Source organism: Prevotella sp. P3-122, from assembly GCF_002251365.1.
In the GTDB taxonomy this organism is placed as follows: domain Bacteria; phylum Bacteroidota; class Bacteroidia; order Bacteroidales; family Bacteroidaceae; genus Prevotella.
Genome location: NZ_NPJH01000078.1, coordinates 1 through 26273 on the forward strand (window position 1 = coordinate 1; position 26273 = coordinate 26273).

The window sequence follows — 26273 nt, forward strand, 5'->3', positions numbered from 1 at the left end:
TAAAGGTACGAAAAATACTTGAGAATAAAGACGATTCTGAGTTAAACAACTATAACAAAACAAACAAAATCACACGACTGGTAACGAATCTAACCTACGTGGCTATAGTTTTCGGACAGTCTCCCCCAAAAAAAGGCTCAGAGAAAAACATTGGGAAGACACCTAAATGAAGGTGCCTTTTTCCGCAAACGTTTGTAGGGACGGATGCAAAGCTTTGCGATGGCAGATGCAAAGCTTTGCGTTGGCAGATGCAATGCTTTGCGTTGGCGGATGCAAAGCTTTGCGTGAGATGGGCTAAACTGGCACATGAAATCGTCCGCCCTATTCTGGAAAAGAGAAAAGGGAGGAAAGACTCATCATATACAGGTCACTGTTGCCCCCAGGAAATTGAAAGAACAGTCAGAAAAACATAAGCTTAGTATGCGTTGCCCTTCTCGAAGCCAAGCATGTTGGTGATGGTGCGGAAGATGATCTTGATGTCGAGGAGCAGACTCCAGTTCTCCACATACCAGATGTCTTTCCTTATTCTCTCCTCCATCATCCATAGTTCTGATGTTTCGCCTCGCGAACCTGTTACCTGCGCCAATCCTGTGATGCCGGGCTTGGCGAAGTGACGCACCATATACTTATTGATGAGTGCACGGTACTCCTCTGTGTGCTTTACCATGTGTGGCCTCGGCCCCACAATGCTCATATCTCCAAGCAGGACGTTGATGAACTGCGGCAGCTCGTCGATGTTGGTCCTGCGCATGATGTTTCCCCACTTGGTCTTTCGCGGGTCATTCTCCGTTGCCTGCTTAGTGTCAGCGTCAGCGTTCACCTTCATTGAGCGGAACTTCAGGCACGTGAACTCCTTGCCATACAGTCCGTTGCGCTTCTGCTTGAAAAATACCGGGCCAGGCATGGTAATCTTTGTGATGACAAAGACGATGATGAATATCCACCAGAAGAAGAACAAGAGAAAGGCGAGCGAGAACAGGATGTCGAACATCCGCTTGGTGACGATGGCCACAGGCCTGCGTAGCGGCTCATAGCGTACTGACAGCACAGGGATATCATCAACGAATTCCACTGCCATTGCTCTCTGCACATAGTTGCGCACGTTGGGCACTGAATAGAAGTGTATGAGGTGGTTATCACAATAGTCCATGATGGTGCGTATGCTTTCGGCCTCAGAAGATGGTAGATTGCAGAATAGCATGTCTGGATGGTGGTTCTCAAGGTACTTTATGACGTCAGCCCTTGTACCAAGTCTTGGTAGCTGTTGTGAGAGATGTCTTGAGTCCTTGTCCTCGAAATAACCACTAATGGTATAGCCCGTCGACTTGTCGTATGCCATTCGGTCGTAGAGAGCCGCAAGGTTGACACCAGCACCCACGAATACCGCCGTCTTGCGGTCTCTGCCATGCGTTCGTATCAGCTTTATGACTGTACGGCTTACAAAGCGAAAGATGGTAAAAACAATAAAAGAGCAGAGAAACCTCCAAAACACATTTGACCAATCGACATCTAACATACCAGAAATGCTCTGCTCACTAACAAAAATGGCAGACATCAACACTACCGTCCAGAAGCTGCAGCTTACAATCTCCTCAGACTTGGCAAGACGAAGATGCGCGACAGGCTTTATACAAAAAACAGAAAAGATGTATGCAACATTCCACCAAAGCAGCGAATGACTATGCGCAGGGATTAGCCCTACGTGAGTGAATAAATTATATAATGTGTTGACAACTATAAGGTCAACAGTGATTACCAACCACCGAGTCACCTCGTCTCTATTGGATATCTGTTGCATAGTAATTATTGGTTAATCGTGTGTGTATGTAAAAAAACAGAAAACTTTTCAATGTTATCCTGCAGCATGACACCCACCTTAAAAATAGGCTGACATCAAGCTTTCATATAACATCGCAAAGGTACACAATTATTTTAACAAGAAGAACGTTTATGCAACTTTTTTTGGAAAAATCCAAAAAAAAGCCACATATTCACTCCCGTAAGGCTTTTTGTCACAGAAATGCAACAAAAGGGAAAACACCCGCCAGGAAAGAATATGCGGCTACTGAGATATAAATTTGTCTAAAAGTTTTTTACAGATAAGCAGATAGCTGTATGTCGCTACTTGTTATTGCCAATTATACGCATACCCTCCTCTACGGCCTGCATATTAAGCGGTATAAGGTTGTGATAGCGTTCTGGCAGACTCTTGTATAGAGCCTTGTTCAGTCCTTCGGTGCTCACCACGGGGCACACCTTTAGGAGTCCTCCAAGGACAATCATATTGAAGACCTTGGAGTTTTTCATCTCGGCAGCTTTCTCCATGGCATCAATCCTGTAGACGGAGATATCCGTCCTGGTAGGCGGGTTGATGATGCCGAAACCGTCGTAGATAAGAATACCTCCAGCCTTTACCTTGCTCTCAAACTTGTCGAGTGACGGCTGATTGAGAACTATGGCCACATCGTACTTGCTGAGAATGGGCGAGCTTATCCTGTCGTCACTGACAATGACCGTGACATTGGCGGTACCGCCACGCTGCTCAGGTCCGTATGCAGGCATCCACGTAACCTCCTTATCCTCCATAAGTCCTGAATAGGCGAGTATTTTCCCCATGGAGAGGACTCCCTGTCCTCCAAATCCGGATATTATGATTTCTGTCTTCATTTGTCCAATGTGTTTTTAAGGTCGCCTTTTACGTATTTCTCGAACATGTGTTCCTTCATCCACTCGTTGGCCTTTACCGGTGAGAGTTTCCATCCGCTGTTGCACGTAGAGACAATCTCCACGAGCGACGAGCCCTTCCCAGCCATAGAAGCCTCGAAGGCCTTGCGTATGGCAGCCTTGGCCTTGCGTATGGACGGCACGGACTCCACGCTCTGGCGTGTGACATAGCATGTGCCCTCCAGGTGTGAAGCCAGCTCGGTGATATTCAGGGGATAGCCGTGCAGCTCGGGGTCGCGTCCGTAGGGGCAAGTAGCCGTTTTCTGTCCCAGCAGCGTTGTCGGCGCCATCTGTCCTCCCGTCATGCCATAAATGGCGTTGTTGATGAAGATGATGGTAATGTTCTCTCCACGGTTCAGGGCATGTATGGTCTCGCATGCGCCTATGCATGCCAGGTCGCCATCTCCCTGATAAGTGAATACCAGCCTGTCGGGCCACAACCGCTTGACAGCCGTAGCAACAGCTGGCGCACGTCCATGTGCGGCCTCCTGCCAGTCGATGTCAAGATAGCGGTATGCGAAGACGGCGCAGCCCACGGGGCATACGCCAACCGTCTTCTCCTCCATTGACATCTCCTCTATGACTTCTGCGACGAGCTTGTGTACCACGCCATGAGAACAGCCCGGGCAATAGTGCATGGCTGTATCGTTCATCAATGCGGGCTTCTTGTATACCAGGTTCTCTGGTGAAATAATATCGTTTGCCATTACAGTTTCTCCTTTAATGCTTTGACTATTTCCTCCGGTTCGGGAACAATACCTCCAAGGCGACCGAAGTGCTCAACCTTCTCGGCTCCGTTGACGGCGAGACGAACGTCGTCGACCATCTGCCCGGCATTAATCTCCACGACAAGGATGCCCTTGGTACCCTTTGCTATACCGGCAATCTGACTTGACGGGAAAGGCCAGAGAGTGATAGGACGGAAAAGTCCGACCTTTAGTCCCTCGCGGCGTGCGAGCTCCATAGCCTTCTCAGAAATGCGCGCTGCACTGCCAAAGCTTACGATGATATAGTCGGCATCCTCGGTGTTTTTGGTTTCGTAGCGCACCTCGTTGTCTTTAATCTCCTGATATTTCCTCTGAAGGTGCAGGTTGCGCACTTCCATGACCTCCGGCTTCAGCTCAAGCGAAGTCAGGATATTTGGCTTGCGGCCTGCCGTGCGTCCCATGGTAGCCCACGGGTAGAGCTCTGCAATCTCCTGCTCAGTCTTGCGCGGCTTATATGGCGGCAGCTCCACCTTCTCCATCATCTGTCCGATGACGCCATCGCTGAGTATCATAGCGGGGTTGCGGTACTTGAATGCCAGCTCGAATGCCAAGTCGACAAAGTCTGCCATCTCCTGCACGGAGTTCGGCGCGAGCACGATGACATTATAGTCGCCATTGCCGCCGCCACGCGTAGCCTGATAGTAGTCGCTCTGCGAGGGCTGTATAGTACCGAGTCCGGGACCTCCTCGCTGAACATTTACGATGACTCCAGGTATCTCAGCGCCAGCCATATAGGAAATTCCCTCCTGCATGAGTGCCACGCCTGGCGATGACGAGGTTGTCATGACACGCTTGCCGGCGCCAGCCCCTCCATATACCATATTTATAGCCGCCACCTCGCTTTCGGCCTGAAGGACAACCATTCCCGTTGTCTCCCATGGCTTGAGCAGGGCCAGCGTCTCGATAATCTCGCTTTGCGGTGTAATGGGATAGCCGAAGAAGCCATCGGCACCACACCTGATGGCAGCGTTGGCAATAGCCTCGTTGCCTTTCATAAGAGTAATCTCTCTGTCTGCCATAGCTTAATCCTCCATTTTCTTTTTGTAAACAGTAATACATCCGTCAGGACATACGATAGCGCAACTTGCGCATCCGATGCAGTCGTCGGGTCTGGCCTGCTCTACATAGGGGTAGCCATGGACGTTGACTTTCTTCGGTGCAAGCGCAATGACATTTTTAGGACATGCCACGATGCAGAGCTGGCAACCCTTGCATCTGTCGCTGTTGACGACTATAGCTCCTTTTATTTTTGCCATGATAATAGTATTTATAGGTTGTTCCGTATTCCTATATTATAAGAAGCGGGTATTCTATTTCTTTTTATATATATATAATAATATGTGGGGTTCAGGTTCAGGGATTATATGCATCCTTATTATAGAAGTTGAGAATGCCTTCTATCATAGCCTTTGCCTCAACGGCCGGCGAGTCAGCATCCAGCTCTATTGATTCCATATAGCATTCGATGGCATTTTGCCAGTCGCCCTTACGGCTGTAGCTGTTGCCTTTCTCGTACCACTGCCTGGCTGTTAGAGTCTGTTCCACACACATAATTCAGAAGATGCCTTTAGCAGCCAGGAGCGTGTTCTGCATGAGCGAGCAGATGGTCATTGGGCCTACTCCACCCGGCACAGGTGTTATGTATGAGCACTTGGGAGCCACCTCATCGAACTTCACGTCGCCATTGAGGCGGAAGCCGCTCTTGCGCGAGGCATCGGGAACCCTTGTAGTACCTACATCGATGATGACGGCACCCTCTTTCACCATGTCGGCCGTAACGAAGTCTGGCTGTCCGATGGCTGCGATGATAATGTCCGCCTCCAGACATTCCTTCTTCAGCTCCTTGGAATGTGAATGGCATACGGTGACGGTGGCATCGCCATACTGCTTCTGCATCATAAGCTGAGCCATCGGCTTGCCCACAATGTTGGAGCGTCCAAGCACCACACATTTCTTGCCACTTGTCTCTATGCCGTAGAACTTCAGCAGTGTTATGATGCCCAGCGGCGTTGCCGAGATGAAGCATGGCAGACCGATGGACATCCGGCCTACGTTGACAGGATGGAAGCCGTCGACATCCTTGCGGTAGTCGATGGCCATGATAATCTTCTGCTCGTCGATATGGCGTGGCAACGGCAGCTGCACGATGAAGCCATCAATGTCGGCATCGTTGTTGAGCCTTTCCACGCAGGCAAGAAGCTCCTCCTCAGTAACGTCATCCTCGTAGCGTATGAGGGTGGACTTGAAGCCGCACTGCTCGCAGGCAATAACCTTGTTCTTGACATACGTCTCGCTTCCTCCGTCGTGGCCAACAAGGACAGCAGCAAGATGTGGCTGCTTGCCTCCATTGGCAACTATGTCGCTTACTTGTTGCGCTATCTGCGCCTTGATGGCTGTTGCGGTAGCCTTTCCGTCTATTAGTTGCATGTTTTTTTGTTTTTTTTATAGAGAAGATAGAGGGGGTATAGGGATAGGGATAGGGATAGGGATAGAGAAGATAGATTACTTCATTTTGGGCATTCCGGGGATGTTCATTCCCTTCATCCTTGACATCATTCCTGCCATCTGGCTGCCAGTAACCATCTTCATCATCTTACGGGTCTGGTCAAACTGCTTGATAAGCCTGTTTACCTCCTGAATATTGGTGCCAGAGCCTTTGGCTATGCGTGCTCTCCTGCTGGTATTCAGTATTTCGGGATGGGTGCGCTCCTTCGGTGTCATACTCTTTATGATGGCCTCTATGCCCTTGAAAGCATTGTCGTCGATGTCTACATCCTTAATGGCCTTGCCCACGCCTGGTATCATGGCAGCCAAGTCCTTAAGATTTCCCATTTTCTTGATCTGCTCTATCTGGCCGAGGAAGTCGTTGAAGTCGAACTGGTTCTTCTGTATCTTCTTCTGAAGCTTGCGTGCCTCCTCCTCGTCGAACTGCTCCTGGGCGCGCTCAACAAGCGAGACGATGTCGCCCATGCCAAGGATGCGGTCTGCCATACGGTCGGGATGGAATACGTCGATGGCCTCCATCTTCTCTCCGGTACCAACAAACTTGATAGGCTTAGTGACAACAGTCCTGATACTCAATGCCGCACCACCACGCGTGTCGCCGTCAAGCTTGGTAAGTACCACACCGTCGAAGTCAAGCCTGTCATTAAACTCCTTGGCAGTATTGACAGCATCCTGTCCAGTCATGGAGTCAACGACGAAGAGAGTCTCGTCGGGGTTCAGGGCATCCTTGAGCGATGCTATCTCGTTCATCATCTCCTCGTCAACGGCGAGTCGTCCGGCCGTATCGACGATGACGGTATCATATCCCTTGGCCTTTGCCTCACGGATGGCGTTGTTGGCTATAGTCACGACATCCTTGCTGTCGGGCTCGGAATATACAGGAACACCTATCTGAGCACCCACCACCTTCAGCTGCTCGATGGCTGCCGGACGATAGACGTCGCAGGCTACGAGCAAGGGGTTCTTATGCTGCTTGAGCTTCAGCTGGTTGGCAAGCTTTCCGCTGAAGGTAGTCTTACCCGAGCCTTGCAGTCCGCTCATGAGGATTACGGATGGTCTTGAACTGAGGTTCAGCCCTACGGCCTCTCCTCCCATCAGCCGTGCAAGCTCATCATGCACAATCTTCACCATGAGCTGTCCCGGCTTGACAGCGGTAAGCACATTCATGCCGAGCGCTTTCTGCTTTACACTATCGGTAAAGGTCTTTGCAACCTTGTAGTTGACATCGGCATCAAGCAAGGCACGGCGCACATCTTTCAATGTCTCGGCAATATTAATCTCGGTAATCTTGCCCTCTCCCTTCAGTATCTTGAACGAGCGTTCAAGGCGTTCACTTAAATTTTCAAACATCTTTCGTAGTATATTTTTCCGCAAAAGTACAAATTTCCTATCAGAAACAAGAACTATTGCGGGGTATTTATATTAATTTAAGTTTGTGGTTTGGACAATTATAGCTATATTTGCGGACGGAATATGGTGGAGGAGGATAGAGAGGATAGAGAAGATAGAGGAGATAGAGGAGATAGAGGAGATAGAGAAAAACGAACAAAGAATAATCACGACTAATATAAAAAACAAGAAATGAGCTTAAAGACTATTGTTATCGCGTGCCTGGCAATGCCGGTTATGGCACACGCACAGGGTACAACAGACATCAATGACTCAAACACCCCACTCCACTTGCTGACACCAGACTATAAGCATAAATATGGTGTATCTACCAAGGAGGAGGTGAAGGCAAGTATTGACAGGGTGCTGGGTTATATCCTTGCAAACCCGCAGCAGTTCCGCACCACGAGCTATGAATGGGGCGTGACCTACAGTGCCTGCCTGGCAGCCGCAAAGGCTTCCGGTGACGGCAGATATGCTGAATATGTAGAGAAACAATTCAAGGCGATAGCCGATGCCTTCCCAAAGGCTATTAATGATATAAAGAGCGGGAGAAAGATTGACGAGAAGATGAGGAAGGTTGCCGACCCTCATGCCCTTGATGACGCCGGTGCCATCTGCACGGCAATGATAAAGGGCGAGCTTACCGTCAGGGCAAACGGCAAGACAAGAGCCACACCAACCATCAATACCGCTCCTGTAATAGCCAACTATGCAGAGTATATCATGGAGAAGGAGTTCCGGCTCGCCGACGGCACTTTTGCCCGCAAGCGTCCCCACAAGAACACCGTATGGCTCGACGACATGTTTATGGCTATCCCCGCCATAGCGTATATGGGTATGTATACCGGCGAGGCCAGATATTTCGACGAGGCTGCCAGGCAGGTGCTGCTTTTCAAGGATAAGATGTGGGTGCCAGAGAAGAAACTGTTCAGGCACGGCTGGGTAGAGGCGATGACTCCCCACCCCTCGTTCCACTGGGGCAGAGCCAACGGCTGGGCCATACTGACGATGTGCGAGGTGTTGGATGTCTTACCGGAGAACCATCCTCAGCGGGCGGAGATACTGTCGTTGTTGCAAGAGCATGTACAGGGACTGGCGGCCTTGCAGGGGAAGGACGGCTTCTGGCACCAGCTGCTCGACCGCCCCGAATCATACGATGAGAGCAGTTGCACGGCCATATACACCTACTGCATGGCGCATGCCATAAACAAGGGATGGATATCAGCACTGGCTTACGGTCCCGCGGTACAGCTGGCCTGGCATGCCGTAGAGGCAAGCATCGACAGCACGGGACGGGTGACGGGCACCTGCGTGGGCACAGGCATGGGCTTCGACCCCGCCTTCTATATGTACCGTCCCGTAAGCACAGCCGCAGCACATGGCTACGGCCCCGTGATATGGGCAGGAGCAGAGATGCTGCTTCTATTAGAAAACCAATATCCGAAATCAAACGACAGCGCCGTGCAGTTCTACCCCGAGAAGGTGAATACCGACGAGCCCATCTTCAACTATGACGGTGAGATAAGGTTCTGAGAACAATGGCACTATCTATCCGTCGGCAACACTTCAAGCATATATATGGCATCGAGACTCCATAGTGCCGCGGAATTTGTAGAGAAGTCGTCATGGCCATGAAGCAGGTCGTGCCAAGCGTTTCTTGCCATGGCGTCATCATTGAGATGGCTGGCAGCATAAGCGGCAAGGCGTCTGACATGGAACCGGTTCTTGCTGATTTCCATGGCTTTCTGCTTATACTGGGCAGCATGCTCAAGCCAAGCCTTGTCGAATGAAGGTTCATGAAGCATGGACTGCAACTCACACATTATCTCAAACCCACCCATTATGGTCATCAGGTGGTTTGTATTTCGGCGGCCAGGAATGCCATCGTAGGATATGACACCTGTGGCAGGGTCGAAGCCCAACGCCTTGTTGCCGGTAAACAGTCCGTCTGGCAAGCTTCCAATAGACTTCATGCCTCTGAGTATCTTGTCACGGTAGACGGTGTTGCCCGTACGCTCCCACTCTGTCATCCAGTTGCCGACATAAGCCAGCCAGTCAGGACCAATGCGCAACCGCGCCGGCGCACTGCATGGAAACAGGCTCTTAGGCTCTGCAAGGCGCATGGGGTCAACGGTATACAACATCTGGTCGGCATCCCTGACGGCAGTCATAAGGTCTCCAATGCGCTCATCGGTAGTAAGATAATAATAGAACCTGTTGAATGCAGCCTGCGATATGCGTGCCTCTTTCGCGCCACATCCCCAGTGGCTGACGTTGTGCCGCGTTCCCAGTCCCGCCATATCCCCTATGTGATATGTGTCAACCTCCGAATTGTGACGTGTCATGGCCTCAGCCATCCGCCACAAGTCTTTGTCACCTGTTCTCAAGAACGAATACCACAGCCAGTCGGGTGTGGCCAGTTCGGTATTGTCCCAGGCATATCCCCCGACATCGTACCGCCACTGCCCCCGCTCCGGGTCGTAGGCATGCATTATGTCGCCATAATTCCAGAAACCGTACCAATGATGGTCATCAATGTCTTTCTTATAAATGTCGAGCCACTCCTGCAATCTCCTCTCTATACCTGCGCGCACAGTGTCAGCACCGCCACTGCCGGCTGGGGCTCCGACACTCATCCACTGAGGAGACAGGCTCCACACTCCAAATGCCTGCTTGGCATGAAGGTAATCGGGAGTTGGCAGAAGGCGGGGACTCTCAGCAAGAACACCAGCAAGACTTGCGAGACAAGCTGTTGTTGGCAATGAGGCAAAAGGAACAATCGTGAACTCGCTGGTACGTGCTATTCCATAAGGAGTGGACATGCCCTCCTGCACATCCTCGTAGCTCGACTGCAAGCCATGTGCAACAGTATCGTAATGACGAAGGTCCATAGCCTCAGCCTCTGGACTCCACAGCCATGCCGTAAGCGAGGCGCTTGCCGAGCGTGCGCCGTCAATGAGCAACGATGACGGATATTGCTGCCAGAAATCCCTCAATGACAAAGCTACACCTCCGGAATGATCGCCTACAAATGCCAGGCCGTTGCTGCGATGGCCAGTGTACGTGCCTATCCACGGCCTGTCTGTCTGCGTTCTCTTCCGTATGGTGAAAGATCCGTCGTTGAGCTGAGACAGGCGGAACCCATCCCACGACGCCCATTCGTCGAGCAATGTCTGCTGCCGTTTGTCGAAGCTGCCGTAGCGAGGAATTTCCTGCCCCAGCATCTGCCGTTGCTGCCAATTGATGCTCTTATCGAGAGGTTGCCTGCCATCAAGTGGCTGTACCGGCTCGTGCCACATGTCGCCATTGCCCATAGAGAACGCTACATGTCGGTTGTAGTACTCCCCACGCAGAGGCACGTCGGCCTGGAAGCCGACAGAGCGTATGAAGTCTGAATCCTGATTGCCATCAAAGACGAAAGAATGCACAAAACGCAGCTGGCTATTTCCTGCATAGACATAAAGGCGGAGCGTGAATGGCAACCAGCGCCTGCCCCCTCCTGCCATATGTCCGCATATCTTTATTAATGCTCTGGATGCGCCTGCTCTTTCTACCGACGAGCTATCTATTGCAGAAAGAAACTCTCCTGTGGTAGTGGTTGCTATCAGGCGGGCCGCACCACAAACCTTGGTATTTCCGATGCAGATGCTGTCAATGACATTCTCGCCACTTCGCGGAACAGCAACCTTCAATAGTCCATTATCAATAACAATCTGACTTTGTCTGATTACAGGACTTGCCATCTGCAACCTGCTACCAGGCACCCCTGCAACCCCAAGCCACTTTATACTGCCATCAGGCCACCAGGCTGTAGGCCATGTATCGGCCGCCATGCCCTGCGGCTCATATTCAGAGGGGCTACGCAGCTCACCCTGAGCGAAAGGCACACCAAAGCTCACGGGCATTTGTATGCCGTTTGGAACTTGGCCTACCCAGTGGAGAGGCACGTCAACGGAAGAAGACTTCCTGCACTGGAAATTGGCGATGCGCGTGCGTGACAGTGTTGTCCGAAATCCAAACCACCCCTTCTTGAGCGGCGAGCTGTCGCGGTAGGCCACGATTAGCTCACCATCTACATATACGCTTACAATTCCTTTGAGACTCTGTATACGAATGTGATACCAGTGGTTAGGTTTCAGGAGATGGTCGGCATCAGTATACTCCTTGACAATGGGAGGCTTAGGCTCCCCATGGTATCTTCTGAAGCGCGTAGTGGTATTGTAGTTTCCCCCATAGCCAAGATAGTAGAGCTGCAACTGGCTGCAATTGGCAAAAACGCCCTTGCGCGAGGCCATCCTTGTCCAGATGTCCTTTGCCTGAGGATCGGATGCCATCCAAAAAAAGTTCATGTCACTCAGGCGGTCGCCATCCCGTCCCTCGTCCATTACGCAGGCATCATACTCTGCCGTCATGTCGCCCTTGAGCATCTGGCGATACCATAGTGTAAGTCCTTTGGGAGCAAGTATCTCAAGCGTATCTCCGCCAAGGGAGGTAACGCTGTACTGGTCGGACTCTGACTCAACGCACCATTTCTTCTGCCAAGTGCCGGATGCGGGGGCCGCTACAGACCACAGGGGGGAAACCAAAAGGAGAAAGAGAATGTTCTTTATCATAAGGAAAAAGCTCAAACCTCTGATATTTAAACCTCTGATATTTATCGGCGGAACTTAGCAGAGCGTGTCTTTCCTCCCGTCTTCCATGTCACGACATATACTCCGGCGGGGCACGCAGACATGTCGAAGCCCTCGGAGGCCCGGAAGGTGCCCACCTTAGCGCCACCAAGTGAGTATACCGATGCCGTGAACGTCAGGCGGTCGGGAGTCTCGCTACCGAAATGCAGGCGGAATGTTTGCGGATTGTATGCCAGTGCGTACTCCTCCGGCTCGATGTCGCTGATGCCCGTAATCTCCTCTGGGAGGTCGTCACCAGCTACAATATACCACAGCCTGTTGGTGCTGTAGCCGTTGCGCGAGTCGTTGGTATAGCTTAGAATGCTTGTATAGTCATTCGCACTGCCACCTTGCAGATTGGCGATGTGCTGAGTGTAACTGTTCAGGAGATTGTAATATCCGGCCGTTCCCTGAGGTACGAGTGTCCACAGCTGGCGTGGGCTCTCTTCATCGGGCGCGACTACGTTAAGCTGCGTTCCAATGTTAACCGTCGGGCCGACATTCCCTATGGTTGGGTCGTTGAGGGCGAGGTTGGCATCACGGTTGATAATCTGCACATAGTCTCCCACTGGTTTTATGTACCAGTCTTGTGACAGCCTTCCCTCGGTATTGGCATACTGCACCACCCCAGTTCCCTGAATATCAAGACCTTTAGCAGTCTTCGCATTGATAATCCGGTAGTAGAACATGCCAGGAGAGAACGGCGGTGTAGGCTCGGCCGGCTTTTTCTGCGCGAATGCCGTCTTGAGCCATTCTGAATGTTCGCTAATGAATGTCTTGAGGTCAGCAATATACTGGTCGTATGACGAGTAGAGCACTATCTCGTGGTACACCCTCTTGTTGATGCCCCACTTCTGGTAGTTCAGCTCCTGTGACCTTTGCAGCAGTTCTGTGAGACTGTCTATTTTGTTGTAGAGATAGTCTGTGAGTCCTGCGTCCAGCAGCTCCGTGTAGCGTCTGTTGACGAGTTTGGCAAACCATGGGTCGCTCCACATACGGTTTATCCACTCCTTTGTCTGCCCATAGCCATAGTCTGTCATGAGCTGTGTCTGCGTACCGGGCTTGCGCGTGTCGTTGTTGTATGCTATGTCGTAGTCCCAGAGCGGTCCCCAGTAGAGCAGCGAGTCGGCCTGGTCCTTATAGAAATAGGTACTCCAGAAGCCGTCGATGTTTGCCGTCAGCTCGGTACATATATACCAGTCGGCAAGCGACATGCTGTCCACCCAGGCCCTATACCCCTTGTCCGGGTCGGCATAGTAGCTGGAGTTGAGAACGGTCTCGAAGTCGGCTATATATTTCTTGATATACTGGTTTTGCGAGGCTACAATATCCTCATCGTCAGGATATACTATGCGTATGGGCACCGAGTAGGTGGACGTAGTGAAGCAGTTGCCATCCATAAATCCGTCAACCTCCAGCAGATACCCTCCGCTGATGTCGGAGGTGTCGAGCAGCGGCAAGTCCTGCTCTACGACATCCACCCTGCGTTTCCTGACCTCCATCTGGTCACTAATCTGGTAGTTGCCGAGATAATTGCCGTTGAGCACAAAGTCCACGAACTTGGCGGCGGGATTGAACTTCAGCGACGTGAACTCTCCCATAAGCGATGTCACGGCATTGCGTATGAGACTCTTGTCGGCAGCGTTGGCCAGCAGCGTCCAGCTCTTGGCATTAGCCCGGTCAGGACCGAGAAACCTCTCCTTGTCCTGGAACTTTATGCGATATGGTTTCTTGGCGAATCCCCATGTGGAATTGCCCCGTCCCCTTATCTGGAGCGAGTCGTAAGCGGTAACCGCGTCGTTCTCGTCGACATAGTGCATGGTGGCATACACGTATGTCTCCTTGCTTGTTATGGGCACGTTGCCGAAAGTATTTATATATACCGTCGGCAGATTAGTCTTCCGGACGTATGTTTGCGCACTGGCAACAAGAGCCGTGAAAAGGAATAATATAGCTAAGGCTTTTCGTTTCATATATACTTCAGTAAATAATAATTAGATTTTAATACCCCAAGCGGAAATACAATCTCCACCTTATTATATATATACGAAACACCTGCGCCTTTTCCGCATCATTCCCTCACATGATTGCGTATTTTCGTCAGATACGCCTTCATACGAACGGCATCCTTGTGGTCTATGATGTCGAGAAGCTCCTTCAGCTCAGTCCTGATTTGCGACACCTGGTCGTGGGTGTAGGGGTTGAAGAGTATCTCCTGCAACAGATAGTCGTCCTCGGAGAGCACTCCCTTTGCGATGCGCATGTGCCGCTTGAATGTTGTTCCTGGAGCATCCTGATGCTTCATCACGGCGGCAAAGACAAACGTAGAGACAAACGGTATGCTCAGCGAGTAGGCCACAGTCTTGTCGTGCTCCTCGAAGGTGTACTCGTAGATGTTCAGTCCCAGCTTCTGGTACAGATCCTTGAAGAAGATGCGTCCCATATAGTCACCCTCACTGATGATGATGGCGTTCTCCTCGCTGAGCTGGTTGAGATTGGCAAACGTAGGGCCGAACATCGGGTGCGTGGAGACATACGGATGTCCCGCCTGCTCGTAGAACTCCCTGAGATTGGTCTTCACGGAGCTGATGTCGCTGATGATGCAGTCCTCGGGTATATACGGCAATACTTCCTTGAATGCCGGTATGGTGTATTTCACCGTCACGGCATTGATAAGCAGCTCGGGCTTGAAGTCAGCAATCTCGTCGACAGACGTGAAACGCTGGCAGTTATATGTGAAGCGCAGCCGCTTGGCATCCTTCTCGAACACGGCTACCTCATGGTCGAAGGAGAGCAGGTCGATGAAGAAGCTCCCCATCTTTCCTGCTCCCATAATCAGTATTTTCATTTCCTGATGTTGTTGATGATATCTACTGTTTGTTGATAATGTCTATCTGCTGTCTGACACTCTCACCATGTATAAGCTCGTAGACATGAGCCACAAAGTCGGCATCCATGCCGCAGAGTGCTCCCTGTGCGCCACGCTTCTCCAGTATCTCGTTGTAGCGTGCCGACTGCAGCACCGTCATGTTGTGCTCTTTCTTGTACTGTCCTATCTCGCGGCATACGCGCATTCTCTTAGAGAGCAGTTCCATAAGCTGGTTGTCCAGCTCGTCAATCTGCTGACGCAGCTGCGAGATGCCCTCTGTGGTTACAGTCTCGCTGCGCACCTGCAGCAGGCTGAGAATGTATGTCAGTACATCGGGTGTCACCTGCTGCTTGGCATCGCTCCACGCACAGTCCGGGTCGCAATGGCTTTCCACCATCAGTCCGTCGAAGCCCAGGTCCATAGCCTGCTGGCACAGCGGAGCCACCAGCTCCCTTCGACCTCCAATGTGGCTCGGGTCACAGATAATGGGCAGATTAGGAATACGTCTGCGCAGCTCTATAGGTATCTGCCACATCGGCAGGTTTCGGTAAATCTTCTTGTCGTAGCTTGAGAAGCCTCTGTGTATGGCCGCCATCTTCTTGATGCCAGCCTGATTAATACGCTCCATGCCTCCTATCCACAGCTCGAGGTCGGGGTTCACGGGGTTCTTCACCAGCACGGGCACGTCTGCTCCCTTGAGACTGTCGGCCAGAGCCTGCATGGCAAAGGGGTTGGCGGTAGTACGCGCGCCTATCCACAGGATGTCCACTCCATACTTCAGGCTCAGCTCCACGTGCTGCGGCGTGGCCACCTCTGTGGCGACGAGCATTCCCGTCTCCTCCTTGACGGTCTTCAGCCATGGCAGCGCCTTCTCTCCGTTGCCCTCGAAGCCGCCTGGCTTGGTGCGTGGCTTCCACACTCCAGCCCTGAACATGTGGCATCCCTTTGAAGCGAGCTGCCTGGCGGTTGTAATAACTTGCTCTTCGGTCTCTGCGGAACATGGTCCCGCGATGACGAACGGGCGTTCGTTGTCACTCGGTAAGTTCAATGGTTCAAGTTCGAGTTCCATAAGTAATCATTTCTCCCCTGCCCTTCCTTTTCCGAAAGGTGGCCTGCCGGTTAGATGAGGAGAGTGGCAAGCCGAAAATGTGTATATGCTGTTTGTTTTTATTCTTACTGAAGGCCATGCTGCCTGCATGTCGTTGACATTCCCGTCACCACTGCAACTGCCTTATGCGGTTCAGCGCCTCGGCCATCTTCTCGTCCTTGGCGCAGAGGCTTATCCTCAGATAGCGGCTGCCATTGGTTCCGAAGATAAACCCTGGCGTGATGAACACCCGGGCCTCATGGAGCACTCTCTCCGTGAGTTGCTCCACGTCGGAGTATTTGCCGGGTATCTTTCCCCACAGGAACATTCCCACCTGTGAGGGGTCGTAGCTGCAGCCAAGGGTGTCCATGATCTGCTCCGCTATCACACGCCTGCGCCGGTAGGTCACGACATTGTTCTCGTGGTGCCATGCGTCATCGTTAGTATTTAGGGCCTCAGCCGCTGCGAGCTGTATTCCACGGAAGGTACCGCTGTCGATGTTGCTCTTTATCTTCAGTATCCACGATATGAACTCTGCGTTGGAGGCACACATGCCCACTCGCCATCCTGGCATGTTGTGGCTCTTCGACATGGAGTTGAACTCTATGCAGCAGTCCTTGGCCCCGGGCACCTGCAGAATGCTGAGCTTCTGCCCCTCGTTGAGTATGAAGGAGTATGGGTTGTCGTTGACAACAACGATGCCGTGCCTGCGTGCGAAGTCCACCAGCCTCTCGTAAGTCTCCATGCGGGCATTTCCTCCCGTGGGCATGTTGGGATAGTTTGTCCACATGAGCCTCACTCTGCTGAGGTCCATAGCCTCAAGCTCGTCGAAGTCCGGCTGCCATCCGTTGTCTTCCCTGAGGTTGTAGTTTACAACCTTCGTTCCGAGAATCTTGCTCAGTGACGTGTAAGTGGGATAGCCGGGATTAGGCACGAGCACCTCGTCGCCAGCATTGCAGAAGGCGAGCGTAGTGTGCAGAATGCCCTCCTTGCTTCCGATGAGGGGCTGTATCTCGCACTTTGGGTCGAGGTCTACGCCATACCACCTTCTGTAGAAGTTGGCCATGGCCTCTCTGAGCTCCTGAATACCCATTGTCGGCTGATATCCGTGCGCCGAGGGCATCTCCGCCGTCCGGCACAGCGCGTCTACAGTCTGCCTTGACGGCGGCATGTCGGGACTGCCTATAGCCAGGCTTATGATGTCCTTTCCCTGTGCGTTGAGAGCCGCCACCTCCTTTAGCTTGCGGCTGAAATAGTATTCCTGTACTGCCGACAGCCTGTCGGCGGGCTTAATATTGCTCATATTCTCCTAATATTTTCAGTTCCTTGGTCAATGGTATGATGGCGTCGATGGACTGGCGGTAGCGGGTAAGGTTGTCGTAGGTCACATCGACATAGAACAGGTACTCCCACTCGTGTCCGATGATGGGCAGCGACTGTATCTTTGTGAGATTGATGTCGTAGAAGCTCAATATAGTGAGCACCTTCGACAGCGAGCCCTCATCGTGAGGCAGCGAGAAGACCAGGCTTGACTTGTTGGTTTTCTCCAGTGAGCGCAGCATGTCGGCCTTGTTGGGATGGCACACCACGAGGAAGCGTGTGAAGTTGTGCTTGTTATCCTCTATATGGTCCTCGATGACCTTCAGGCCGTAATGGCGCGCGGCGTCGGGATGGCATATCGCCGCCCATCCCCGGCACTGCTGCCTCTGTATGAACTCCGCGGCTCCTGCCGTGTCCTCAGCCTCCACGGCCTTCAGGTCGGGGTGGTTGGCCAGGAAGTTCCTGCACTGCATGAGCGCCACGGGATGGGAATGTACTTCGGAAATGGTGTCGTAGCCGTCCTCTGGCAGGCAGCAGATGGAGTGCTGTATGTGCAGCTTGTGCTCGCCTACCACCGTTGCGCCGCTTGCGGTGAGCAGCTCGTAGTTGTGCAGCAGCGACCCTGCGATGGTGTTCTCAATGGCAAGCATCCCTATGACCGTAGGGTCACGCTTGATATTCTCGAACACTGCCTCGAAGGTGGCGCAGCAGATGAGCTGTATCTGTTCTCCCTCAAAGAACTGGTGGGCTGCTATGTCGTGGAACGACCCTACAAATCCCTGTATAGCTATTCGTTTCATATATTGTTGTTGGTTCTTGCCCTCTGTGGTCTTACGAAAAACGGTCCTGCTCTTTTACAAGCGGGACCGTTTCGTATCTTATCATTTCTTTCCTAAGTTGAAATCTACACGCAACTTCCCGCTTTACAATTCCATGCAAAGTAAAAGTAATAGTAAAAAGATGCGTAAGACTTAGTCATAGTTGTTGTCTTTAGATGTTTACGCTGCAAATTTATAACATTTATTCCAAACGAACAAACATTTTGCTCATTTTTTGCTCCATCCGCTTACTTTTGTCCTGTCAGAAGCCGTATGGGTTCATGTTACGGTAGTTTTGCTCCACCTTGCACTGTATGCCCTCGCGTCCCTCTGCGGTGAAGTCGCCCGAGGTGCCGTCCAGCTCGTGGGGAGACAATTCCAGCACCTGCCTCATGTCGGCCTCTGCCCCGTCTTTGTCGCCAAGCGCCAGCCTGATGGCCCCGCGCTCACGGAACGCCTCTACACAGAACGGGTTCAGGTCTATCACCTTATTATATATCTCTATGGCCTCCTGGTGCTGCCCCCGTGCCGCCGTAACCCTTGCACTCAGCAGCTGCGCGTCCTCGCTGTCGGGCACCTTGCCTACCAGAAGCGACGCGTCGGCCCCTGCCCCGTCAAGGTCGCCAAGCTTCATGAGCAGTCCGCCCCTGAGCAGATAGGCGTCGAGGCAATCCTCATCAATGCTGATAGCCTTGGTAAGCATGGCGATGGCCTGAATGTCGTTGCCCTGCGCCATGAAGGCACGGCCATAAAGCAGGCATGCGCGAGAGTTGTCCGGAGCAAGCTCGAGTATGGTCATGCAGGTATCGGCAACCACATCATAAGCGTCAGCGAGATAGGCCACCTCGGCCTTGCGCAGGAGCAGGGCGCTGTTGTCCGGCTCCGACTCTGCAAGGACAGTCATCTGCCCGAGCGCCGCCGTGGGGTCTCCCTGTTGCAGATAGGCGTTGGCAAGATGCTCCCGGCACTCGCCGTCGTCCTTTATCTGCAGCGCATGCGTCAGGCATTTCACGGCATAGTCGCCGTCGCCCTGCCTCAGGGCACGTATACCGTCGTATTTCAGTATGTCAAAGTTGCGGTCGCTCTCCTGCTGTCTGGCGGATGCGGCATCGCTGTTGTCGGAAACACCGAAGAGTGATTTCAGGAAGCTCATTTCGATTTCAGTTTTTCGTATATGTTGTTAGGTATGATATCTGTCTTCTCCCACAATGGCCATTGCCCGCTGACGCGCCGGTATTGCTTGCCGACTTCCTTGTACCTGCGGAATGTGAACTTGGCGTTTACATAGCCGTCATCGCCATCCTTCCCTATGATGAAGCAGTGCATGGTCTGCCTGTAGCCAACCACGACATTTCCCATGCGGACGGTCTCGGTAATCCACTCCTGCTGCGGCAGGCACACCGTCAGCATCTCCACTTCGGGATAACGTTCGGCAAACAGCTTGCGGCTCTCGTCAGTATATATCATGGCATCAGAGCCCCTGTAAAGGCTGGTATCGTAGAGAGGCATGTAGTAGGTGCCTTCTATAAGAATGCTGTCGGCAGAGCCTGAGTCTATGCGGTCGTCGAAGCCTATGGCATCGCCAAGCTGGTGTCCGGCGTTTTCCATCGAGGTCCTTGCTCTCTTCAGCAGGCGTGACATCTTCTCCGAGAGCTTCTCCTTCTTGGGTGACATAGCTGTGGAGTCCGTCTGCGCCGAGGCCATTGCCGGCAACAGAGCCACAGCAATTGTTGCCACAAGCATTCTGCACATAATCGTTCTTTTACTCATAACAGTATGTGTTTGGTTATTATTGCGGCCACAAAAGTAACACAAATGACATGAAGGACAAAATAAATTCATTATTTTTATATTTTGTAGTATTTCTATTCCACAATGGCAGCCGCCAACACGCCAGTTTTTGAAAAAAAGCATTATCTTTGCAGACGAATAACTATCGCAAGTAGTAACAAGGAGGTAAAGGGTTAATGGGTTAAAGGGTTAATGGGTTAATGGGTTAATGGGTTAATGGTATCATCAATCATTAATCATCAATCATTAATCATCAATCACCCCTCGAACCCCTCCTCCCCTCTTGCGAAACTTAAAATAATTTAGCAACTATGGAAATATGCATTGTTTGCGGAGCGAGGCCTAACTTCATAAAGGTAGCTCCACTGGTGCGCGCCATCGACAGGGCACGCGAAGAGGGACTGAACATTACGTGCAGCCTTGTATACACCGGCAGCGAGGACGATACCACTCTGGAGCCCTCGCTCTTCGACGACCTGCAGCTCAGACGCCCCGACATATGCCTCGGAGTAGTATGCCAGAACCTCAACGAGATTACCGGGCAGGTGATGTCGCTCTTCGAGCACTACCTTCAACACCGTAAGACAGACACCGTAGTGGTTGTCGACGACCTGGCATCCACCATGGCGGCTGCCATTGTGACAAAGAAACAGGGCATAAGGCTCGCACATATTGCCGCGGGCACACGCTCGTTCGACATCACCATGCCGAAAGAAATCAACAGGCTCGTCATAGACGGACTCTCCGACATGCTCTTCACAGCAGGGATAAGCAACAACTCCATAGCCAACAAGGAGGGAGCGGAGCTGTCAAAAGTATATATGGTTGGCAATACGCTCATCGACAACCTGAGATTCATGCACGGGAAATGGGAAGACCCACGCCCCATCGGGGGAGTGGGTCTGCAAGAGGGTGGATATTTTCTCTTCACGCTCAACCGCAAGGCTCTCATCGCCGACAAGGCCGGGCTGCGCGTCATGCTGAGGGCTGTCACCGAGTCGGCTGCCGGCATTCCCGTGATAGCTCCTCTGCGCGGCGATGCCCGCAGGGCTGTAGAGGAATGTCTGTGCGAGGTGTCTGCCGGTGGTCAGAAAGTATTCCATATAGTAGACCCGGTGACCTATCTTCAGTTCGGATGGCTTGCCGCACATGCCGTGGGAGTAATCACCGACTCGGGGAATGTTGCCGAGGAGGCGACATTCAACGGTGTTCCGTGCCTGACGCTCAACACCTACACCGAGCACATTGAGACCGTCAAGGTGGGAACCAACGAGCTGGTAGGCGTAGACCCCGAGAAGATTGCCGAAGCCATTAGGGCCATACGGGAGAACAGATGGAAAAAAGCACGCATACCGGACATGTGGGACGGCCGGAGCGCAGAGAGAATAGTGCAGATACTTAATACTTAATTTCCCAGGGTGTCCAGTTTTACCCAAAATGGAACTGTTCCTGATTTACTCTGACTACCTGCTCGTAGAAAATACAGTGACCAGCACGCGCTGTAAGCGCAGAAGCGCACAGCCCAGGGTAGAGCGTAGCGGCACCCTGGGTATAAGGGGATTATAATCAATGCGCGCTGTAAGCGCAAAAGCGTTATATACCCTGCTGTTATCTATGCTTTTGCGCTTACAGCGCGACCATCATCTACATGCAATAACCCAGGGTGTCGCTACACTCTACCCTGGGCTATGTTCTTTTGCGCTTACAGCGCGATAATTACCTTCACTTTAGACCTTAGACAATGCGCGGAATCGTTTAGAATCCACAAATCTCGTTAGAGAATTGTTATAAGGACGGGGAAACTTCAGTACTTAATTTCCAATCCTAAATCCCTGCTTTGTCTTCTTGGCAGGAGCGGAAGTAGTCGTGCCCGTGGCTCCCTGATAGTATTTCAGGGCCTCCGGCATGGCTTTCTGCAATGCCACAATGCGCTTCTCGTCAGACGGGTGGTCGCTGAAGAAGTCGTTCTGGTTGTTGCCCGACGACATTCTCTGCCAGAAAGGAATGGCCTGCTGCGGGTCGTAGCCTGCCATGGCGGCGAAAATCAGTCCCATATAGTCGGCCTCGGTCTCGTTGTCACGTGAATACTTCAGGTTGCGGAAGGAGAAATACTGTCCTGCCACGGCTGCCGCCAAGTCGCCCGTGCCTGCCCCCACCGTCTGGTTGAGAACGGTGCCGAGAATAGACGTTCCCGTCTGCTGGTTCATCTGCTTGCTCATCTGCTCTGCCGAGTGCTTTGCCACGGCATGTGCTATCTCATGGCCAAGCACTATGGCCAGCCCGTTCTCGTCACGGGTGTATGGTAGCAGACCCTCGTAGACGACAATCTTCCCACCGGGCATGCAGAACGCATTCACCTGGTTGTCCTGCACCAGATTGAACTCCCAGCTGAAATTTCCGATCTCCGAGGCATAGCCGTTATTGCGCAGATAGTTCTCAACTGCCGTTGCCAGCTTCTTGCCCACCCTCTGCACCATTGCGGTGTTGGTGGCGTTGGCCGACTTCTTGGCTGAGGCCATATAGTTAGAATACTCCTGGCTGCTCAGGCTGAGCACCTGCTGGTCAGTAACTCTCAGACGATGTTTGCGCCCCGTCAGAGGCACCGTCTCCGTGGTGCCGCATGCTACGGCGAGCAGGCAAGCCACCACACAAAGAAATACATACTTTTTTGTTTTCATATCATTATTGTTTTTTATAAGTTGACAGTTGACAAGTTGACAAGTAAACTATTTAATAGCTATTTAGCTGACTCGTCAACAGAACATTAAACATTATACCTCTTGAACCCCTCAGACCTTTGACCTCAGACCTCAGCCCTTAGTCCTTAGTCCTTAGACCTCAGACTCCTCAAAAGACCTTCACCATCACCGAGCCTATGGGCTTGCCGTCAGCCTCGTCCACCTGCACCACAGCCACCCCGCTTACCGATGCCGGCAAGCTCAGCCTGTGGGCATCAGACGTAGGGCAGAATGTTTCTGTGAGCACCCTCACTCCTGCCATGGTGTAGACAGTCACCCTTACAGGCTTCTCCGGCTTCCGGTCGAAGCACAGCTCGAGCGCGTGCTGTGCCAGAGGCCTTACGGTCACTCCCTGCGGGGCAAAGGACGATATCTCCCTAATGGCGCTCAGCCCCAGAATGTCAAGCAGGCCTGCGTAGGCATCTATCTGTCCGTAGCCATACAGGTTGTTGGGATACTGTAGGGTGCCGTCGTAGCGGGTGCATGTTCTTGACAGCACGCCCAGGATGTCGGAGGGACTCAGCGTAGGGTCGGCCTGCAGCCACAGGGCGATGGCGCCTGCCACGGCGGGCGACGACATCGAGGTGCCCGAATTGCTGTTCCATGCGTATGTGCGTCCGTTGAAGTCGAAGTGCTCCACGTCCGACTTTATGTCGTTGGCCGTGGGGTGGTTCTCAAGATAGAAACTCGAATAGGAGGAGATGACATTTGTTCCCGGAGCCATGACGTCTGGTTTTATCCTCCCGTCGTAGGTCGGTCCCACCGACGAGTATTCTCCCCGCTGCCCGTTGGTGCCCATGTCGTACTTCCTCGTATCGCCCAGGTAGTTGACAAACTCCGTACGGTAGCTCGTTGCCCCCACGCATATCACGCAGGGAGCCGACGATGGCGAGTTTATGCAATGTGTGGCCTGTGCGTCGGCCAGCGACGGATTGCGGTCGTCAGCCAGGAAGGCACCGATATTCCTGAACAGCTCTATGTCGGCCTGCCTGCCCACCACCTCCACCGAGACGGCTCCGAGCGACGAGAAGCGGGTCATTGAGCGCAGCACCACCTCGTAGGCTTGCCTCCCGGGGTCGTAGCAGTTGTCGTAGCCTGCCGCCATGACATAGAGCTGGCTGGCTGCTATCTCCACGGTATCGGCATACAGCGAGTCGCCCGCAGCCATTATGTCAGAGGAGCGTATGCAAACCGTGTCCCTGTTCTCTCCACGATAGAACACCACCCGCAGGTCGAAATCGCCCTGGGCGTTGACGGTAAAGGCCACCCGGTCGGACGACGAGTACACGAAGGTGCCTGCCGACTCCCTGCCCAGCTCCTTATATATATATGTTGGCACCATTCCCTCGTTGCCTGCCGACGACACAATGATGTGGCCGGGGCCAGTAAGGCTGTCGAGCATGGCATAGAACAGCTGGTCGTCGCCCCGGAAGTCCTGGCCAGAGCCCTCGCTGAAGGAAATAACGCAGGGCATGCCCAGACTGTCGGCAGTATCGAAGATATACTTGAAGCCCAGGGCGTCGGTGGCATAGGTGTATTTGTACAGATCCTCCGGGGCTATGAGGTCTATGTCCTCCGTCGTGGCGTTGGCCACTATGCAGATGTCGCTCTCCCAGGCCATGCCGCGGTATGGCGAGCCATAGCCTCCACCGGCCGCTATGCCCAGCGTATGGGTGCCGTGCGTCTGGTCGAGCCCGTCGCGCGAGTGGCCGTATGCCAGCAGGGCGTCACGTCCGTGGTAGCTTGCGCCGACATAGTGTTGCGAGCCTACGGTGTCGACAGACAGCTGGTCCCACAGGCTGCGTATGCGGTAGGTGCTGGCCGTGGCGTCATAGAAGTTGGGATGGGTAAGGTCGAAGCCTATGTCCATCACCCCTACCATCACCCCCTTGCCCGTGAACGCGCATGGAAGCCCCGTGCCAGCGTATGCCGGCATGGCACCAAGATGCACGGCCGTAGAGTCCATGCACAGGCGCATGCCCTGACGCGACTCTATGCGCCTCACCGACGGATGGCACGACAGCGCCGGCACGTTGCCAACAGGCAATGCCACCACGTACAGGTCACCATACCGGGCAAGCTCACGGCAAGAGCAGACGCTGAACACAGAGTCCATACTGCCATCTGCCCTGACAAATGCCGTCAGCATCCGGCCGTCGACAGCCGGCATGCCGCCACCCGCCCTCACTGCTGCCTGCTGACGGCTGCCTACAGCCTGCTCCATGGCCATACTGCGGAGCCACGACGACAGCTTGGAGTAATCGGCACGCTGGGCCGTCAGTCCCGACACCATCAGCGACAACGCCATCAGGCAGACGAGCCGTAGGAACAAAACATCACTCCGTCTCATAGTCGAGGCACGTGCGCTGTACCGTGTATGGCCGTACCTTGCTGTCCGCCACGGCCACATGGGCCGGATGTACGGCGTAGCCTCTGAGAGCCTCGGGGCTCTCAAGGGTGCTGTCCAACATTACGTCGCAGTTAGAGGACTCCAGGCGCCCGTCAACGACCACCCGTATGTCCAACAGTCCGGGCACCTGCCCGGCAAGGCCCTCAAGGCCTTCCTTGATGCCCCTCTTCACCTCGGCCTTCTCCTCGGCCGTCAACTCAGGATTAAGTGTCCAGAGAATAATATGCTTTACCATAAACAATTAATATATTATGAATGTTTGACTGTAATACCTTACAGGACGCAAAATTACAAAAAAAAATCATAACGGGCGCATATGTGTATGCGTATTTTTAGGCCCTGAAAGCACTTATACGTTAGGGTGTACAGTTTGATGTGCAAAAAATGAATATCCTAATTCCGAAGTTCATGTCGGTAATTGTCGCGCTGTAAGCGCAAAAGCGCACAGCCCAGGGTAAAGCGTAGCGGCACCCTGGGAATAAGAGGATTATAATCAATGCGCGCTGTAAGCGCAAAAGCGTTATCCGCATCCTGCTGTTGTCTACGCTTTTGCGCTTACAGCGCGACCATCCCCTACATGCAATAACCCAGGGTGTCGCTACGCTCTACCCTGGGCTATGTTCTTTTGCGCTTACAGCGCGATAATTACCTCATTGACATCAGTCATTCGACCTTAGCCCTTTGACCTCCGACCTCTCGAACCCTTCGAACCTCACAGCACATGCGCTACGCACGATGATGCTGTGATGGCGCATAGCACGGACGATATGAACGTCAGGATGGCCTGTATAATGCTATGCTTCTGTTCGCTTGACATTTTCATGGCTCACTTAGTTTTTGGCGGCGTCGAGGTCGACAGTTCCTTCACCCTTCTTCTCGGCAGCGAGAACGGCAGCCTGAGCCTTGCGGGACGATACCTGTGTGAAGGTGGCATCCTTGATAAGGTCCTGCAGCTCCTCGGCAGGCTTAAACACAAGGTTTACGGACTTGATGTTGCTGGCGGTGAATTTCTCCATGCTCTCCGCACCTACGCTCGAAAGCGAGATGCTGAACTCGCCAAGCCCATCAATAACCACCTTGTTACCAGCCACGAGCATCTCGCGCAGGCAGCTTACCATGTCGGTAGTCACGCCCTTCACGGTACCCTTGGAGAATACGCCGTTGTGCTCGCTTATGTGGTTG

General features: G+C 52.8%; 23 protein-coding genes. 3 read left to right on the forward strand and 20 right to left on the reverse strand.

Going from position 1 to position 26273, the window contains the following annotated elements; translation table 11 throughout:
• Positions 1-415 precede the first annotated feature (415 nt).
• The 8 genes from CIL02_RS11875 to ffh all read right to left on the reverse strand — a co-directional run bounded on the left by CIL02_RS11875 (position 416) and on the right by ffh (position 7346).
• Positions 416-1798 carry an undecaprenyl-phosphate glucose phosphotransferase gene (locus tag CIL02_RS11875; protein WP_094401976.1) on the reverse strand — a complete coding sequence of 461 codons (1383 nt, stop codon included), beginning with the start codon at positions 1796-1798 and terminating at the stop codon, positions 416-418.
• Between the two features lie 323 nt (positions 1799-2121).
• Positions 2122-2667 (reverse strand): 2-oxoacid:acceptor oxidoreductase family protein, encoded by a 546-nt coding sequence (locus CIL02_RS11880; protein ID WP_094401978.1) that lies wholly within the window; start codon positions 2665-2667, stop codon positions 2122-2124.
• Positions 2664-3431, reverse strand: a complete 768-nt coding sequence (locus CIL02_RS11885; protein ID WP_094401979.1) for a thiamine pyrophosphate-dependent enzyme — start codon at positions 3429-3431, stop codon at positions 2664-2666. The genes CIL02_RS11880 and CIL02_RS11885 overlap by 4 nt, the downstream gene beginning before the upstream one ends.
• Positions 3431-4510, reverse strand: a complete 1080-nt coding sequence (locus CIL02_RS11890; protein WP_094401981.1) for a 3-methyl-2-oxobutanoate dehydrogenase subunit VorB — start codon at positions 4508-4510, stop codon at positions 3431-3433. The genes CIL02_RS11885 and CIL02_RS11890 overlap by 1 nt, the downstream gene beginning before the upstream one ends.
• Positions 4511-4513: 3 nt before the next feature.
• Positions 4514-4747: a ferredoxin family protein gene (locus tag CIL02_RS11895; protein ID WP_094401983.1), complete on the reverse strand. Its 234-nt coding sequence runs from the start codon at positions 4745-4747 to the stop codon at positions 4514-4516.
• Positions 4748-4844: 97 nt separating this feature from the next.
• Positions 4845-5036, reverse strand: coding sequence for a tetratricopeptide repeat protein (locus CIL02_RS11900; protein ID WP_240513673.1), 192 nt, complete (start codon positions 5034-5036; stop codon positions 4845-4847).
• Between the two features lie 9 nt (positions 5037-5045).
• Complete coding sequence (gene folD, locus CIL02_RS11905) at positions 5046-5918, reverse strand: bifunctional methylenetetrahydrofolate dehydrogenase/methenyltetrahydrofolate cyclohydrolase FolD (protein WP_094401986.1); 873 nt, start codon at positions 5916-5918, stop codon at positions 5046-5048.
• Between the two features lie 75 nt (positions 5919-5993).
• On the reverse strand, positions 5994-7346 hold the full coding sequence (gene ffh, locus CIL02_RS11910) for a signal recognition particle protein (RefSeq protein WP_094401988.1): 1353 nt from the start codon (positions 7344-7346) through the stop codon (positions 5994-5996).
• Between the two features lie 85 nt (positions 7347-7431).
• On the opposite strand from ffh, the gene CIL02_RS16405 reads away from it, so the two are divergent.
• Together CIL02_RS16405 and CIL02_RS11915 are read left to right on the forward strand one after the other, a co-directional pair.
• On the forward strand, positions 7432-7581 hold the full coding sequence (locus CIL02_RS16405; protein ID WP_170935087.1) for a hypothetical protein: 150 nt from the start codon (positions 7432-7434) through the stop codon (positions 7579-7581).
• Positions 7578-8921, forward strand: a complete 1344-nt coding sequence (locus CIL02_RS11915) for a glycoside hydrolase family 105 protein (RefSeq protein WP_094401990.1) — start codon at positions 7578-7580, stop codon at positions 8919-8921. The genes CIL02_RS16405 and CIL02_RS11915 overlap by 4 nt, the downstream gene beginning before the upstream one ends.
• Positions 8922-8932: 11 nt before the next feature.
• Here CIL02_RS11915 and CIL02_RS11920 read toward each other — a convergent pair whose 3' ends face one another.
• The 8 genes from CIL02_RS11920 to CIL02_RS11955 all read right to left on the reverse strand — a co-directional run bounded on the left by CIL02_RS11920 (position 8933) and on the right by CIL02_RS11955 (position 19922).
• Positions 8933-12001: a DUF6250 domain-containing protein gene (locus tag CIL02_RS11920; protein WP_094401991.1), complete on the reverse strand. Its 3069-nt coding sequence runs from the start codon at positions 11999-12001 to the stop codon at positions 8933-8935.
• Between the two features lie 41 nt (positions 12002-12042).
• Positions 12043-14031, reverse strand: a complete 1989-nt coding sequence (locus CIL02_RS11925) for a CotH kinase family protein (RefSeq protein ID WP_094401993.1) — start codon at positions 14029-14031, stop codon at positions 12043-12045.
• A gap of 98 nt (positions 14032-14129) precedes the next feature.
• Complete coding sequence (locus CIL02_RS11930; protein WP_094401995.1) at positions 14130-14906, reverse strand: prephenate dehydrogenase/arogenate dehydrogenase family protein; 777 nt, start codon at positions 14904-14906, stop codon at positions 14130-14132.
• 22 nt (positions 14907-14928) lie between these two features.
• Positions 14929-15996, reverse strand: a complete 1068-nt coding sequence (locus CIL02_RS11935) for a bifunctional 3-deoxy-7-phosphoheptulonate synthase/chorismate mutase type II (RefSeq protein WP_094401996.1) — start codon at positions 15994-15996, stop codon at positions 14929-14931.
• A gap of 145 nt (positions 15997-16141) precedes the next feature.
• Entirely contained in the window at positions 16142-17317 is a 1176-nt protein-coding gene (locus tag CIL02_RS11940; protein WP_170935088.1) for a pyridoxal phosphate-dependent aminotransferase, read from the reverse strand.
• Positions 17304-18134, reverse strand: a complete 831-nt coding sequence (locus CIL02_RS11945) for a prephenate dehydratase (protein WP_094401998.1) — start codon at positions 18132-18134, stop codon at positions 17304-17306. The genes CIL02_RS11940 and CIL02_RS11945 overlap by 14 nt, the downstream gene beginning before the upstream one ends.
• 280 nt (positions 18135-18414) lie before the next feature.
• Entirely contained in the window at positions 18415-19305 is an 891-nt protein-coding gene (locus CIL02_RS11950; protein WP_094402000.1) for a lipopolysaccharide assembly protein LapB, read from the reverse strand.
• The gene (locus CIL02_RS11955; protein WP_141210226.1) at positions 19302-19922 is read right to left on the reverse strand and encodes a teichoic acid biosynthesis protein B; all 621 of its coding nucleotides are present in this window, start codon (positions 19920-19922) and stop codon (positions 19302-19304) included. Before CIL02_RS11955 ends, CIL02_RS11950 begins: the two co-directional genes overlap by 4 nt.
• A gap of 332 nt (positions 19923-20254) precedes the next feature.
• Here CIL02_RS11955 and CIL02_RS11960 point away from each other — a divergent pair, with 332 nt between their 5' ends.
• Complete coding sequence (locus CIL02_RS11960) at positions 20255-21352, forward strand: UDP-N-acetyl glucosamine 2-epimerase (RefSeq protein ID WP_094402003.1); 1098 nt, start codon at positions 20255-20257, stop codon at positions 21350-21352.
• Between the two features lie 402 nt (positions 21353-21754).
• On the opposite strand, the gene CIL02_RS11965 is transcribed toward CIL02_RS11960, so the two are convergent.
• From CIL02_RS11965 to CIL02_RS16410, 4 genes are all read right to left on the reverse strand, one after another.
• Positions 21755-22621 carry a M48 family metallopeptidase gene (locus tag CIL02_RS11965; RefSeq protein WP_094402004.1) on the reverse strand — a complete coding sequence of 289 codons (867 nt, stop codon included), beginning with the start codon at positions 22619-22621 and terminating at the stop codon, positions 21755-21757.
• Between the two features lie 169 nt (positions 22622-22790).
• The gene (locus tag CIL02_RS11970) at positions 22791-25031 is read right to left on the reverse strand and encodes a S8 family serine peptidase (RefSeq protein ID WP_170935089.1); all 2241 of its coding nucleotides are present in this window, start codon (positions 25029-25031) and stop codon (positions 22791-22793) included.
• Positions 25018-25326 carry a Dabb family protein gene (locus tag CIL02_RS11975; protein WP_094402007.1) on the reverse strand — a complete coding sequence of 103 codons (309 nt, stop codon included), beginning with the start codon at positions 25324-25326 and terminating at the stop codon, positions 25018-25020. Before CIL02_RS11975 ends, CIL02_RS11970 begins: the two co-directional genes overlap by 14 nt.
• A gap of 595 nt (positions 25327-25921) precedes the next feature.
• Positions 25922-26273, reverse strand: a 352-nt coding sequence (locus CIL02_RS16410; protein ID WP_094402009.1) for a DNA-binding protein, incomplete at its 5' end; no start/stop codon positions are given.